Below are 12,608 nucleotides of genomic sequence, written 5' to 3' on the forward strand. Positions count from 1 at the left end.
TGTCCCGAATAACAACAAAAACTCCGACTCGACACGCCGAAACAACCTAACAAAGTACTATTAGGCCCCCGCCCTTTAAAGGGCGGGGGGTGGGTACGTGGGTTTTAACGTTACGTAAGTAAGCGCGCGCGTGGTAAGCGCGTAGAAGCAGACACGCGTACGCACACAAATCGGCGCCGCCTGAGAAAACGCGCCGAGTGCGGGACTTTGTCCCACGCTCAGCGTCGAGTGCGGGATAAAGTCCCGCACTCGACGGCAAACCCAGCCCTACACGGCGGTGGTCTGGGTGCCCAGGACGCGCAGCAGCTCCAGAGCCTGTTCGGCGCTGCTGCCGGGAGCGGCGGAGTGGACGATCAGTTTCTGGCCGGCTTCGGGCAGGTGGAACATTTCGCAGGCCAGCTCGATCTCACCGATTTCCGGGTGGACGAAAGTCTTCGTCATCGAGCGGCGCACGGTCACCTCATGTTCCTCCCACAGTCGGGCGAATTCGGGGCTGCCGGCGCGCAACCGGCGGACCAGCTCGGGGCCGCGGCGGTCGCCAGGGTGGGCGGCGACGGCGAGGCGCAGGTCGGCGACGTGACTTCGCGCGTTCGCCTCGCGGTCGCGGACAGCGAGCCGGGGACGGCCAGAAGGTGGACAGAAGAAGAGCAGGTGGACGTTGCGGTCGGCGTCCGCGAGCTCCGAGTAGTCGCTGCCCAGAGCGGCCGCCACCGGGGTCCACGCGAGGATGTAGCCGAGGTCGTCGAACACGGACGCGGGCAGGTCCCTGAGTCGGTCGAGCATCCGCAGAACGCCGGGGCGTACGTGGTCCGAAGTCATCCCGAGCCGCGGCGCCTCCTCGCCGACCAGGTGAAACAGGTGATCCCGCTCGTCGTCGGTCAGCCGCAACGCGCGCGCCAGCGCGGCCAGCAGCTGCCGGGACGGCCGCGGGCCACGAGCCTGCTCCAGCCGCGTGTAGTAGTCGCAGGACATGCCAGTAAGCGCGGCCACCTCCTCCCGACGCAATCCAGGCGTACGGCGTCGCCGACCGGCCGGCAGTCCCACTGCGTCGGGCTGCAGCGCGGCCCGCCGGCGTCGGAGGAAATCGGCCAGGCTCGGAGCGTCCATAAGAACCATCTTCGCGAGTTACGCCCAGCTCAGCCAGGGATCGGCAATCCCAGCCTTAGCAGGCCTCTGCCGGCACCGACCGGCTCGCCGCAGTGTCGTACCCATGACCACATTGATCACCGGGGCCACCGGCAAGGTCGGCAGCAGGTTCGCGCGCAGGATGCTCGCCGCCGGCGAACCAACCCGACTGCTCGTACGCAACGACAACATCGACCTCCCCACCGACATCGCGGTCGCGGACCTGCGCGACGAGGCCGCCGTACGCAAATCACTCATCGGCATCACCGCGATCGTCCACATCGCCAGCTCCTTCCGGGCCTGGTCGCCGCAGGAACTGACCGACACAGACATCGCCGGCACCGAAATGCTGGCCAACGCGGCGCTGGACGCCGGCATCACCAAATTCGTCTACACCAGTACGAACCTGGTCTACGACGGCTGCGACTACGGCCGCCCGGCGACTGAGGACGACCCGGTCGGCACCGACCTGTTCGGCTATCCCTCGGCCAAGGCCGAAGCCGAGCGGCGGCTTCGTACGCTGCACCAGACCCGCGGCCTGGACCTGCGGATCGTCCGGCTGCCCTTCGTGTACGGAGACGGCGACCCACATGTCACAGACGCGGTCCGGCTGGTCGCCGACTGGCCGGCGCATCAGCGGATGACCACCGGCCACCACGCGGACGTGGGCCAGGCGCTCTTGCGCGCGCTGCGTGCCGAAGGAATCGCCGGCCGTACGTACAACCTGTCCGACGATGCCCCGATGACCATTTTCGAGATATTCCAGCTGCACGGCATCGAGCTGCCCGAGCGGGCAGAAAGTGCGGACCGTTCGGTGGAGGCGCGTCCGTGGCTACACACCGTGAGCACCGCGCGGATCCGCCGTGAGCTTGGCTTTCGCCCCCTCTACCCGACGGTAGCCAGTGCCGCGGAGGCCGGCGCACTTTAGTGCATCTCACGTCCTATTGCACGCGTCACGCTGAAAACAACTCCCGCGACACGATTAAATCGCTGATCATTGTGGCATTCCCGTAGTTCACTTAAGTGATCGTTAGGGACTGCGACGAGGGAGTGGGGGTGGTGGGGCGATGAGCAGGGCACGCACAGCACGCAGGATCGCCACCGCCGCCGCTGCGTACGGCGGCGGGGCGGGTCTGCTGGGCGCCGGTGTGTACGGGCTGTTAATGGCCGAGGCCAGTTTCGCCCGCCGGGCGATCCAGCCACTCCCGTACGGTGAGCCGCCCACCGGCGCAGGTCTTTATGGCACCCAATATTCCGGCAAGCCGGTCGTATTAGCCGTGCTGGGCGACTCCAGTGCGGTCGGTTACGGAGTGCAGTTGGCCGCCGAAACGCCCGGCGCGCTGCTCGCGACCGGGATCTCCCAGACGCTGCACCGGCCGGTGCGGGTGATCGTCGCGGCCGTCGTCGGCGCGGTGTCCGCCGACCTGCCGCCGCAGCTCGAGCGGGTGCTGCCGGAGCGCCCGGAGGTCGCGATGATCATGATCGGCGGCAACGACGTGACCACCCGGGCGCGGATCTCCGACGCCGTCCGCTACCTGTCCGAGACCGTCCAGCAGCTGGTCGCCATCGACTGCCAACCGATCGTCGGCACGTGCCCTGACCTGGGCACCATCGAGCCGATCCGGCCGCCGCTGCGCTGGGTTGCCCGGCTGGACAGCCGCCGACTGGCGGCCGCCCAAACCATCGCCGTCGTGGAGGCTGGCGGGCGTACGGTCTCGCTCGGCCACCTGCTCGGCCCGCAGTTCGCCCGGGCCCGCGACCGGATGTTCTCGCCCGACCGGTTCCACCCGTCCGCACTCGGCTACGCCACCGCGATCGCCGCCATCCTCCCGTCCGTCATCGCCAGCGTCACCGGCACCGAGCCGCAGACCGACGTGCCGCACCGCCGGCTCGGCGACGGCATCCTGCCGCTGCCCAAGGCCGCCGTGCACGCCGTCGACACCGCCGGCACGGAGGTGTCCGGCGCGGCCGTCAACAGCTCCGAGCGGGGCCGCCGGGGTCGCTGGGCACAGCTGCGCCAGCGGATCCGGCTCCCCCGCTGGCCGATCAGCGCCGGCCACCCGGCCACTCCGGCAGCGGTCGCGGTTGCCGAGGCCGCACCCATCTCGCCGATCGAGCGCACCGCTCGCGTACCAGCCGCCCGTTCCTGAACCTGCTGGGCAAGTGGCCCGAACCACACTCTGGTGAACCGATCACGCGCGTACGCAGGGGATGACCGGACGCCAACGGTGGGTTACTTTCGAGTACATGACTGACGCTGTGATCGTCGCGACCGCCCGCTCCCCGATCGGCCGGGCTGGCAAAGGTTCCATGACCGAGGTACGGCCGACCGACCTGACCGCCACCATCGTCCAGACGGCGCTGGGCAAGGTCCCGCAGCTGGACCCGAACACCATCGACGACCTGCTGCTGGGCTGCGGGCTGCCGGGCGGCGAGCAGGGCTTCAACATGGCCCGGGTGGTGGCCGTGCAGCTCGGGTACGACTCGCTGCCGGGCGCCACGATCACCCGCTACTGCTCGTCGAGCCTGCAGACCACCCGAATGGCCTTCCACGCCATCAAGGCCGGCGAGGGCGATGCCTTCATCTCCGCCGGCGTGGAGTGCGTGTCCCGGTTCGGCAAGGGCAGCTCCGACTCGTGGCCGGACACCCGCAGCCCGTTCTTCGCCGACGGCGGGGCCCGCAGCGCACTGCTCCCGCAGGGCGGCACCCAGTGGCACGACCCGCGCGAGGACGGCGTTGTCCCGGATGTCTACATCGCGATGGGTCAGACCGCGGAAAACCTGGCACAGCTCAAAAACGTGAGCCGCGCGGAAATGGACGAATTCGGCGTACGGTCGCAGAACCTGGCCGAGAAGGCCATCAAGGACGGCTTCTGGGCCCGCGAGATCACCCCGATCACACTGCCCAACGGCAACGTCCTGGACCGCGACGACGGCCCGCGGCCAGGCGTCACGGTTGACGGCGTTTCCGGCCTGAAGCCGGTGTTCCGACCGGACGGACGGGTCACCGCCGGCAACTGCTGCGCGCTCAACGACGGCGCCGCCGCGGTGGTCGTGATGAGCGACACCAAGGCCCGCGAGCTCGGCATCAAGCCGCTGGCCCGGATCGTCGCGACCGGAGTTTCCGGGCTGTCGCCGGAAATCATGGGCTACGGGCCGGTGGAGGCATCCCGGCAGGCGCTCGCGCGAGCCGGCATGACCATCGACGACATCGACCTCGTGGAGATCAACGAGGCCTTCGCCGCGCAGGTCATCCCGTCGTACCAGGACCTCGGGATCCCGCTGGAGAAACTGAACGTCAACGGCGGCGCGATCGCCGTCGGACACCCGTTCGGAATGACCGGCGCGCGGATCACCACCACGCTGCTGAACTCGCTGGAGTGGCACGACAAGCGCTTCGGCCTGGAGACGATGTGCGTCGGCGGCGGCCAGGGCATGGCCCTGATCCTCGAACGCCTCTAATCCCTTCGGAGCGCCCTCGGTGGCCCGCTCATGGGCCATCGAGGGTTACCGGCGGATAGACGTCACGATGTCGGCGGCGCGCGCGAGGGCGTCGTCGGACGCGCTCGTACGCAGCAGGTCGTCCACCAGGACGGCGAGCTGCATCGGCAGGATCTCCTGGTTGTCCACCGCCGGCAGCGGCCGCCGCTCGATACCTTCGGCGTCTGCGTCGAGGTCGGCGAGCGCCTGCAGAGCGGCGCGCATCCGCGGCTCGTACGGGCGCCACCGACGCGCCGACCAGCCGGCTGTCGCGTTCAACAGCCGGTCGGTCTCGACCCGGAGGCGCTGGCCGTCGGGACGCGTCACGCTATCGCCGGGCGTAGCCGAGCAACCTCAGCAACTCCAGGTAGAGCCAGATCAGCCCGACCAGGATGCCGAAAGACGCATACCAGGCGAACCGCCGGTCGACGCCCCGCGCGACCCCGTCCTCCACGACCGCGAAGTCGAGGATGAACGTCAGCGCGGCGAGCCCCACACAGATCAGGCTGAACACGATCGGCAGCCAGCCGGCCTTCGCGGTCGGATCATATTCCCGCAGCCCGAGGCCATTGCCGCCGTTCACGCCAAAGATCGACAGGCCGAAGTTGACGAGCATCAGCACGCCCACGCCGATCACCGCGCCGGTTACCCAGCGGACAAACCCAGGCGTGGCCCGCAGGATCCGGAACCGGTAGAGCAGCGTCATCCCGCCGAACACCGCCAGCGTGCAGACAATCGCCTGCAACACGATGCCTGAGTAGAGATTTTCGAAGACCCTGCTGAAAAGTCCGAGCAGAACGCCTTCCACCACGGCGTAGCCGATGATGGCCACCGGGTTGGTGATCCGACCCAACGAGATCACCAGGCCCAAGACCAGGCCGATCACCACGGCCCCGATGAGCGCGAAGTTCGCCAACGCGCCGGCCGGCAGCAGAATCCACGCGGCGGCCGCGGCGGCCACCGTGATGGCCAGCAGGCCGAGCGTACGGACCACCACGTCCTCGACGGTCATCGCCGCCAGCGACCGCGGACCCGGATGCGCGATGACGCCGTAGTCGGGGTCACCGTACGTGGGATCGCCGGCCGGCCCGTACCCGTACGGACTCGAGCCGCCGTAACCGACAGGTTGCTGCCGGTCGCGGGCCCGCCCGCGGCCCCGGTTCTCGCCCCACGGGTCCCGCCCGAAGACGGGGTTGCTGCTGTTCACACTGACCTCCCGAAAGCCGCCCAAAACGCGCGACGCCCCGAGAATAACGCGACGAAGCGTCCCGGGGCTGGTCCGCGAGGATGATCCTTTCCTTAAGTCTGCGGTGGCCACGACAATTTTGTCCAAGCGACCCGACCAGCCGGGTACGTACGGTTGCCGCCATGACAACGGACGTACGCCGCATCGTTCCCGACCTCAGCACCGAAGACCCGGAGCAGACGATCGACTTCTACACCGGCCTTCTCGCCCTCGACGTCCACCGCGACCCCAGCGGGGTGACGTTCCTCGTTTCGAGGGCGAATCCCACCGCCCAGATCATCGTGTTGCCGGCCAGCTCGCCCACCGCCGACTTCAGCATCGAGGTCGCCGACGTGGACGCCGCCCACGAAGCCGCGGTCCGGCGCGGCGACCAGATCGTTTACGAACTCCGCGACGAACCGTGGGGCGTACGCCGATTCTTCGTCCGCGACCCCAACGGCCACACCGTCAACATCGTCAGCCACCGCTCCTAGACCACCATTTCACCGCGGAGAATTACTGACATCCATTCGTACGCGAGTATTTGACCCGTCGCACGCGGTCCGTCGCAAAATCATCATGCGCCGATGACAAAAGTCAGATCCGAACCCGTCATTGATTCCCTCGCGAGTGACCAATCTTCGGTGTGTATCTCGATTTCCCACCACGGCCCTGCCTCATTTCACATGACATGACAAGTGTGTATTGATTTTTCCGGAAAGCTCAATCATTATCTACACGGCCGAGATCGCGAGGCGACTGCGGCGGCATGACCAACCCCGGGATTTGAGGAGGCACCGTATGAAAATGCCTGCCCTTTTGGTGGCCGCGACAGCCGTCGTCGCGCTCAGCGCCACGGCCGCACCAGCGGCGGCCGCGCCGGCATCGGGAAACAAGTCGTGCACCGGCACCCCGTCATGTGTGCTTTCGTTCAACGCGCCACGCGGACAGATGTGGGTCGACTACGACGCGCTTGGCGGCGCGAACACTCAGATCAGCTGGTCAGTCGGCACGTGCGGCGGCATAACCACCGTCAACGCGCCGCCGCAAACCCACATATACAACATCGGAAACGGCGGCCCGGTCACCTTGACGGTCCAAGGCACCGGCGAGATCCACAACTGGACCATCGGCTGGCACTGACCATATTCCCAGTCGATTTCTGACCCGTAAGCATTTTTCCCGACTACCTCGAACAAAGCCGTGGCGGCCGCGTACGCATTCATCTGCGCACACCCTGGAAAATTCTGCCGGCTCGAATTCCAGCTACAACCGCGGTCACCCACTCAAACAAAGGAGAACTTGAATGCGATCGCACCGTCGGATCGTCGCCAGCTCACTCGTCGGCTTCGCCGCCCTCGCTGGACTGGCGTTTTCGACACCATCAGCGGCCGCGCCGGCGGTTCATGCGCAGCCCAGCGACATCGGCCACGACTGCCCGGGGTTCAGGGCCAGCCTGCCAGGCTGGCAGGAATGGACCGCCTTCCAGGATCCAACGGCTGGGGCGAGCTGCGCGCACTGCGCCGAACAGGGCGTGGACATGTATCGCAACAACCAGGCCGGTGACTGGGACTGCTACCAGGACCCGTTCCATTCCAACCTCGTCCGGCTGTACGTCCTGCGCTGACGAGCCCCGCCGGGTTGGGCTCCATGGTCCGGCTGAATATGAAGTGACAAATAGTGCCCGCCACGGTTTCGTGGCGGGCACTATTTGTTGGCATACCTCTACGGCCGTCGATATGGGCCAAAGCAGGCCTTCCCGAGATCACACCGCAGCGCGTTTACCCTGCTCAGGATAGTGCCCGGGGCGGGACTCGAACCCGCACGCCTTACCAAGGCAGTCGTGTTTAAGACGACCGTGTCTGCCATTCCACCACCCGGGCCCAACCCCGGTCACGTTACGCGACCGGGCGGTGTCGTGGGGTCATAACCTGTTAGCTTGTGACGGCTGCCTCTCGAGTGTGCTCCCGGGCCACCGGACGGGCCGGCGCCGGGGTGGCTGCCTCGGTGAACTCCACCCGCGGCGAGTGCAGCTGGCCGAGCGAGACGACCTCGCGTTTGAGGAACAGCGCTAGCGTCCAGTCGGCGACCACTCGGACCTTGCGGTTCAGGGTGGGGACCCGGCTCATGTGGTACGTGCGGTGCAGGAGCCAAGCGGCCAGCCCAGTGAAGTTCATCCCGAAGATCCGCGCGGCACCCTTGTGCAGCCCGAGGCTGGCGACCGACCCGACGTATTTGTGCTTGTACGGGACGGGGGCGGCGCCGTGCACGACCAGCGCGATGTTGGTGCCGAGCTGGGCCGCCTGGCGTACGGCGTGCTGTGCGTTGGGGGCGCAGGTGACGGTCGGGTCGTCGGCGGTGAGGTCCGGCACGGACGCGCCGTCGCCGGCCGCCCAGGCGCCCGGCACGACGGTGCCGTCGGCGGTGATGACCTGCATGGTCGCGGCGCAGGTGACCCGGCCGCGGGAGTCCAGCGGGAGGTCGGTGAGCTGCAGGACCGGGTTGGCTTTCACGCCGGCGGTCCAGACGATGGTGCCGGCGTCGAAGACATCGCCGTCGGACAGCATCACGAGGCCGTCCACGCACGAGTCGAGCCGGGTGTTCAGCCGCAGGTCCATGCCGCGTCCGAGCAGCCGCTGGACCGTGTACGCGCCCATCTCGGCGCCGACCTCGGGCAGGATCCGCTGGGCCGCCTCGACCAGCACCCAGCGCATCTCGCCCTGCTTGAGCTCCGGGTAGTAGCGCAACGCGTCGCGGGCCATGTCCTCCAGCTCGGCCATCGCCTCGATGCCGGCGTAACCGCCGCCGACGAAGACGAAGGTCAGTGCCCGACGGCGTAGGTCCGCATCGTCGGTGCTGGCCGCCGCGTCGAGCTGGGCAAGCACGTGATTGCGCAGGTAGATGGCCTCACCGATGGTCTTGAAGCCGACCGCGTTCTCCTTGAGCCCGGGGATCGGCAGGGTCCGCGAGATCGAGCCGGGGGCCATCACGATCTGGTCATATTTGATTTCCCGTACGGGACCCACCGGCGGCTGCACGAAGGCGATCTTGCGGGTGTGGTCGACGCCGACCACCGACGCGGTGACAACCGTGGAATGCCGCAGCACCTTGCGCAGCGGCGCGACCACGTGCCGCGGCGAGATGTTGCCGGCGGCGGCCTCGGGCAGGAAGGGTTGATATGTCATGTGTGGTTGCGGGTCCACCACCATGATCTCGGCTTCCCGGCGGGACAGTTTCTTCTGGAGACGTAAGGCGGTGTACATGCCCACATAACCGCCACCGACGATGAGAATTCGCGACCGTCCGTTTCGCATATCTCAAGCGTACGGCCGCATCCGGACCTCGGAGATCAATAGCGATCCCCGTCATACGTAACCCCGGACACATGTTTTCCAGCACACTGCGCTGCCTTTCAGGCAGCCACGATTTCGTTCGCACGGCGGAAAATATCATCCAACATCGACTCGGTCAGCTTGCCGGTGAAAGTGTTCTGTTGGCTGGGATGGAAACAACCCACAATGGTGAGCCCGGACGCGTCGACCTCCACGCCGTGGCCGAAGGTGGGCCGTGGTCTGGGGATCTCGATACCCAGGGCGACCAGCGACGGCCACAGCGCCGCCCAGCCGAAGCCGCCGAGGACGACCACGACCCGCAATGTCGGTCGCAGCAAAGCCAATTCGCGTACCAGCCAGGGCTGGCAGGTGTCCCGCTCGGCAGGCGTCGGCTTGTTTTCGGGCGGTGCGCAGCGTACGGCCGCGACGATGCGGGCGTCGATGAGCCGCAGGCCGTCGTCGGCACGCACCGAGGTCGGCTGGTTGGCGAGGCCGGCGCGGTGCATGGCGGCGAAAAGCCAGTCGCCGGACCGGTCGCCGGTGAAGACCCGGCCCGTACGATTGGCGCCGTGCGCGGCCGGCGCCAGGCCGAGCACCGCGATTCGGGCGTCTGGCGGCCCGAAACCCGGCGCCGGACGGCCCCAATAGGTCTCCCCCACGTACGCCGCGCGTTTCTCGACGGCAACCCGCTCGCGCCACGCGACCAGCCGGTCGCAGGCCCGGCAGCACGCGATCGCGTCGTCCAGGGCGGGCAGATCCGTTGCCTGCCGGGAAAATCGGCGTACGGCGGCCGCTGTCCCGGCCACCGGCACGCCGTCGCGTTCCGGTGCGGTGAGATATTCCGGCGCTGTCACCGTTTGCCGCCCATGCCCTCCATCATCAACGCCAGCAGTCGGCCGGTCGCCGGCGCGGTGCCGGCTCGTTCGGCGGCGAGCGCGACGGCGGTGGTGAGCGTCAGCACCTCGGTCGCCGTCACGTCCGGCCGGACCGCGCCGACCTCCTGCGCGCGGACCAGCAACGCCGCCCCGGTCGTACGGATGGCGTCCCGGCACGACGACAGGTCCTCGTCCGCCTCCAACAGCGCCGCCGCGAGTCCTTTGTACGCACCGACGTGGTCAGCGAGCGAGCGCAGCCACTCCAGAAGCGCGCTCTCCGGGTCCGCTGCATGCCGGTCCGCCTTCGCGCACAACGCCTCCACTCGATCCCGGAAGACGGCGTCTATAAGCGCGTACCGACTGCGAAAATGCCGGTGCAAGGTCGCTGACCCCACATCCGCCTCGGCGGCGATGTCCTCCAACGACGCGCCGGTGCCGAACCGCTCGAACGCGGCCCGGGCACTGTCCAAGACGCGCTGATAGTTGCGCTGGGCATCGGCCCGCATCAGTCACCTTGCCTAACTGGGGTTGGCCCCCGTATCGTACCGGAAGATAATTGGGGGCAGCCACCAGTTAGAGGAGAGGCATGAGCGAGAGTCTGCGAGAGTGGGACGACCAAGTCGGCGGCTTCGTGGCGCCGGCGGACCTGGGAGAGTACGCGGCTCGGTACGCCGAGCATTTCGCGATCCAGCGCCACGACGGGATCGTCGAACTGCGGATGCACACCGCCAATGGACCGGCGGTTTTCTCACTGGGGTTGAAAAACACCTGGAGCCAGGTGCTCGCGATGATCAGCGCGGACCCGGCGAACGAGGTGCTTATCATCACCGGCACCGGGGATCGCTGGATCGGCGGCATCCATCCACCGTCGTTCGGGCAACCGGTGCCGAGCTGGCCGGCCGACGCGGCGTACCAGCACGCCTACCTGGATGGCCTGAAAATGCTGGAAAACCTGGTGTTCGGAGTGGACATCCCGACTATCGGGGCGATCAACGGACCGGGCATCAGGACCGAGCTGGCTTTACTCTGCGACCTGACCTTGTGCACGCCGGAAACAACGCTGGGAGACGGAAATTTCGCCGCCGGCGGCCAGTCGCCCGGCGACGGGATGCACCTGGTCCTGCAGGAACTGGTCGGGCAGAAAAGGGCGGCCGGCTATCTCTACTCGGGCGAGCGGATCGACGCCCAGACCGCCCTGCGACTCGGACTTGTCAACGAGGTCACCGAAAATGATCGGCTACTGCCGCGAGCGCGGGAAATCGCCGAGGAGATCATGAAAAAGCCGCGCACGACTCGCCGGATGACTCACGCGATCATCCAGCGGCCGTGGCGGCGCCGCCTCACCGAGGACCTCGGCTATGGCCTCGCGCACGAACAGTTCGCCGCCCGCCTCATCTGAGGGGGTAGTTAGGCGACGAGGGCGGGTCTGCGGGCGGAGTCCGCGAGGTGGGCGCAGTGGTGTGAGGTGGCGATGGCGATCCAGCGGGTCACCGTACCGACGTTTCGCACGTTTCCGGCGGCACAGCCGGCGAGCTCGGCGTCGCCCCACGAATAACGCGGGCCAGCGAATTCGCTGAGCCGGGCCAGCTCGGTGGAGATCTCCCGGAACTTGGTCGCACCGCCGCCGCGGGCGATCTTTCTGTTCTCGTCGCGGGGAAGTTGCCGGCTCAGGTAGAGCGAGCCGCGGCCGGCCGTATAGAACAAATACGGGTTGGTGGAGACCGGGCCGGCGAGTTGGGTGTCGGCCTGCAGCGGATGGACCACGCCATAGTCGCCATAGCGCAACTCGCCGGAGAGCGAGCCCGCGCAGGCAGACCACAGCTCCATCTCATACCGTGGCTTGATCATCGTCTGGGTGACGAACCGACGCGGCGGCACCGACCCGGCGAGCAGCGTGACTGATCGTACGGGCATTGCCTGATGGACCGCGGCCACCACGTCACAGACCTGATCAACTCGCCGTTCCTGCACAGAGTCCACATAGGACGCGTCGACGACCACATCGACGCGTTGCGGCGCGATTCCCAGTGATGCGGTGGTTTTGCCGAGGTGCTCGGCCCAACCAGCGGGCGTTTGTCGGGTCAGGCCGGCGATCCGGATCACCGCGCCACGCCCGTCCCGCCCGTCCAGTCGCTGCGCGGCCAGCACATCCGGCCGGTCATTTTCGCCGTCTGCCGAGAAAACCGGCAACAGGGTGGGCAACGCACTGCCCAGCGGGCCGTGTTTTTCCTCCAACGCCTCGCGAACCACGTTGTCAAGGAAGTCGTACGCACCCAGCGGCTCGGCCCGCAGCGGGTGCCCTGCCGGGATTCGGGCCAGGTCGACCATCAGCGGCCGGCCATATTCGGCGAGCGCGGTGGCGGCCGCCACAAAGCTGACCATCAACCGACTCTGCGGGGCCAGCCGGGGCATCGCGATCGCCAGCGGCTGGATGGCGGCCGCGTCCGGGCGGCTCAGGTGGGACAGCGCGGCCAGCTCACCGGACTTGGTGTGCGCGGCCAGCACGACCTGGAACCGCCCGTGCAGGGCATCGAGAAAAGCCATGGCATCTCCTTCGGCCAGAACGATTTC

The 12,608-nt window shown here is 67.6% G+C and carries 14 protein-coding genes and 1 tRNA gene; 7 read left to right on the forward strand and 8 right to left on the reverse strand.

Translation table 11 applies throughout. The features are described from left to right. Window positions 1–267 precede the first annotated feature (267 nt). Complete coding sequence (locus ABD301_RS20530; RefSeq protein WP_163568655.1) at window positions 268–1,107, reverse strand: MmyB family transcriptional regulator; 840 nt, start codon at window positions 1,105–1,107, stop codon at window positions 268–270. 103 nt (window positions 1,108–1,210) lie between these two features. Here ABD301_RS20530 and ABD301_RS20535 point away from each other — a divergent pair, with 103 nt between their 5' ends. From ABD301_RS20535 to ABD301_RS20545, 3 genes are all read left to right on the forward strand, one after another. Beyond that, window positions 1,211–2,053, forward strand: a complete 843-nt coding sequence (locus ABD301_RS20535) for an NAD-dependent epimerase/dehydratase family protein (protein WP_344311874.1) — start codon at window positions 1,211–1,213, stop codon at window positions 2,051–2,053. Between the two features lie 139 nt (window positions 2,054–2,192). Next, on the forward strand, window positions 2,193–3,275 hold the full coding sequence (locus ABD301_RS20540) for an SGNH/GDSL hydrolase family protein (protein WP_344311876.1): 1,083 nt from the start codon (window positions 2,193–2,195) through the stop codon (window positions 3,273–3,275). Between the two features lie 97 nt (window positions 3,276–3,372). Continuing rightward, window positions 3,373–4,587: an acetyl-CoA C-acetyltransferase gene (locus ABD301_RS20545; protein ID WP_163568654.1), complete on the forward strand. Its 1,215-nt coding sequence runs from the start codon at window positions 3,373–3,375 to the stop codon at window positions 4,585–4,587. Window positions 4,588–4,632: 45 nt separating this feature from the next. On the opposite strand, the gene ABD301_RS20550 is transcribed toward ABD301_RS20545, so the two are convergent. Together ABD301_RS20550 and ABD301_RS20555 are read right to left on the reverse strand one after the other, a co-directional pair. Then, window positions 4,633–4,932 (reverse strand): hypothetical protein, encoded by a 300-nt coding sequence (locus tag ABD301_RS20550; RefSeq protein WP_163568653.1) that lies wholly within the window; start codon window positions 4,930–4,932, stop codon window positions 4,633–4,635. Between the two features lies 1 nt (window position 4,933). Beyond that, on the reverse strand, window positions 4,934–5,812 hold the full coding sequence (locus ABD301_RS20555) for a Bax inhibitor-1/YccA family protein (RefSeq protein WP_344311877.1): 879 nt from the start codon (window positions 5,810–5,812) through the stop codon (window positions 4,934–4,936). A gap of 161 nt (window positions 5,813–5,973) precedes the next feature. On the opposite strand from ABD301_RS20555, the gene ABD301_RS20560 reads away from it, so the two are divergent. The 3 genes from ABD301_RS20560 to ABD301_RS20570 all read left to right on the forward strand — a co-directional run bounded on the left by ABD301_RS20560 (window position 5,974) and on the right by ABD301_RS20570 (window position 7,457). After that, entirely contained in the window at window positions 5,974–6,324 is a 351-nt protein-coding gene (locus ABD301_RS20560; protein ID WP_344311879.1) for a VOC family protein, read from the forward strand. Between the two features lie 307 nt (window positions 6,325–6,631). Further along, on the forward strand, window positions 6,632–6,973 hold the full coding sequence (locus ABD301_RS20565; RefSeq protein ID WP_163568651.1) for a hypothetical protein: 342 nt from the start codon (window positions 6,632–6,634) through the stop codon (window positions 6,971–6,973). Between the two features lie 163 nt (window positions 6,974–7,136). Beyond that, the gene (locus tag ABD301_RS20570; protein WP_163568650.1) at window positions 7,137–7,457 is read left to right on the forward strand and encodes a hypothetical protein; all 321 of its coding nucleotides are present in this window, start codon (window positions 7,137–7,139) and stop codon (window positions 7,455–7,457) included. Window positions 7,458–7,629: 172 nt separating this feature from the next. Here ABD301_RS20570 and ABD301_RS20575 read toward each other — a convergent pair. From ABD301_RS20575 to ABD301_RS20590, 4 genes are all read right to left on the reverse strand, one after another. Next, window positions 7,630–7,713: transfer RNA gene (locus ABD301_RS20575), tRNA-Leu, on the reverse strand. Window positions 7,714–7,764: 51 nt separating this feature from the next. Continuing rightward, window positions 7,765–9,144 carry an NAD(P)/FAD-dependent oxidoreductase gene (locus tag ABD301_RS20580; RefSeq protein ID WP_344311882.1) on the reverse strand — a complete coding sequence of 460 codons (1,380 nt, stop codon included), beginning with the start codon at window positions 9,142–9,144 and terminating at the stop codon, window positions 7,765–7,767. 98 nt (window positions 9,145–9,242) lie between these two features. Next, on the reverse strand, window positions 9,243–9,968 hold the full coding sequence (locus tag ABD301_RS20585) for a uracil-DNA glycosylase (protein WP_344312098.1): 726 nt from the start codon (window positions 9,966–9,968) through the stop codon (window positions 9,243–9,245). A 44-nt stretch (window positions 9,969–10,012) separates the two neighbouring features. Further along, window positions 10,013–10,543 carry a TetR/AcrR family transcriptional regulator gene (locus ABD301_RS20590; RefSeq protein ID WP_344311883.1) on the reverse strand — a complete coding sequence of 177 codons (531 nt, stop codon included), beginning with the start codon at window positions 10,541–10,543 and terminating at the stop codon, window positions 10,013–10,015. An 80-nt stretch (window positions 10,544–10,623) separates the two neighbouring features. On the opposite strand from ABD301_RS20590, the gene ABD301_RS20595 reads away from it, so the two are divergent. Continuing rightward, window positions 10,624–11,436 carry an enoyl-CoA hydratase/isomerase family protein gene (locus ABD301_RS20595; protein ID WP_344311884.1) on the forward strand — a complete coding sequence of 271 codons (813 nt, stop codon included), beginning with the start codon at window positions 10,624–10,626 and terminating at the stop codon, window positions 11,434–11,436. 8 nt (window positions 11,437–11,444) lie between these two features. Here the strand turns inward: ABD301_RS20595 and ABD301_RS20600 are convergent, their stop codons facing one another. Next, window positions 11,445–12,581 (reverse strand): beta family protein, encoded by a 1,137-nt coding sequence (locus ABD301_RS20600; RefSeq protein ID WP_344311886.1) that lies wholly within the window; start codon window positions 12,579–12,581, stop codon window positions 11,445–11,447. Window positions 12,582–12,608: the final 27 nt, after the last annotated feature.

The organism is Fodinicola feengrottensis, assembly GCF_039530045.1.
GTDB classification, from domain to species: domain Bacteria; phylum Actinomycetota; class Actinomycetes; order Mycobacteriales; family HKI-0501; genus Fodinicola; species Fodinicola feengrottensis.

Coding starts and splice junctions, on each gene's coding strand:
- ABD301_RS20530 (WP_163568655.1), bottom strand. CDS start 1,107: ATGGACGCTCCGAGCCTGGCCGATTTCCTCCGACGCCGGCGGGCCGCG.
- ABD301_RS20535 (WP_344311874.1), top strand. CDS start 1,211: ATGACCACATTGATCACCGGGGCCACCGGCAAGGTCGGCAGCAGGTTC.
- ABD301_RS20540 (WP_344311876.1), top strand. CDS start 2,193: ATGAGCAGGGCACGCACAGCACGCAGGATCGCCACCGCCGCCGCTGCG.
- ABD301_RS20545 (WP_163568654.1), top strand. CDS start 3,373: ATGACTGACGCTGTGATCGTCGCGACCGCCCGCTCCCCGATCGGCCGG.
- ABD301_RS20560 (WP_344311879.1), top strand. CDS start 5,974: ATGACAACGGACGTACGCCGCATCGTTCCCGACCTCAGCACCGAAGAC.
- ABD301_RS20565 (WP_163568651.1), top strand. CDS start 6,632: ATGAAAATGCCTGCCCTTTTGGTGGCCGCGACAGCCGTCGTCGCGCTC.
- ABD301_RS20570 (WP_163568650.1), top strand. CDS start 7,137: ATGCGATCGCACCGTCGGATCGTCGCCAGCTCACTCGTCGGCTTCGCC.
- ABD301_RS20580 (WP_344311882.1), bottom strand. CDS start 9,144: ATGCGAAACGGACGGTCGCGAATTCTCATCGTCGGTGGCGGTTATGTG.
- ABD301_RS20590 (WP_344311883.1), bottom strand. CDS start 10,543: ATGCGGGCCGATGCCCAGCGCAACTATCAGCGCGTCTTGGACAGTGCC.
- ABD301_RS20595 (WP_344311884.1), top strand. CDS start 10,624: ATGAGCGAGAGTCTGCGAGAGTGGGACGACCAAGTCGGCGGCTTCGTG.
- ABD301_RS20600 (WP_344311886.1), bottom strand. CDS start 12,581: ATGGCTTTTCTCGATGCCCTGCACGGGCGGTTCCAGGTCGTGCTGGCC.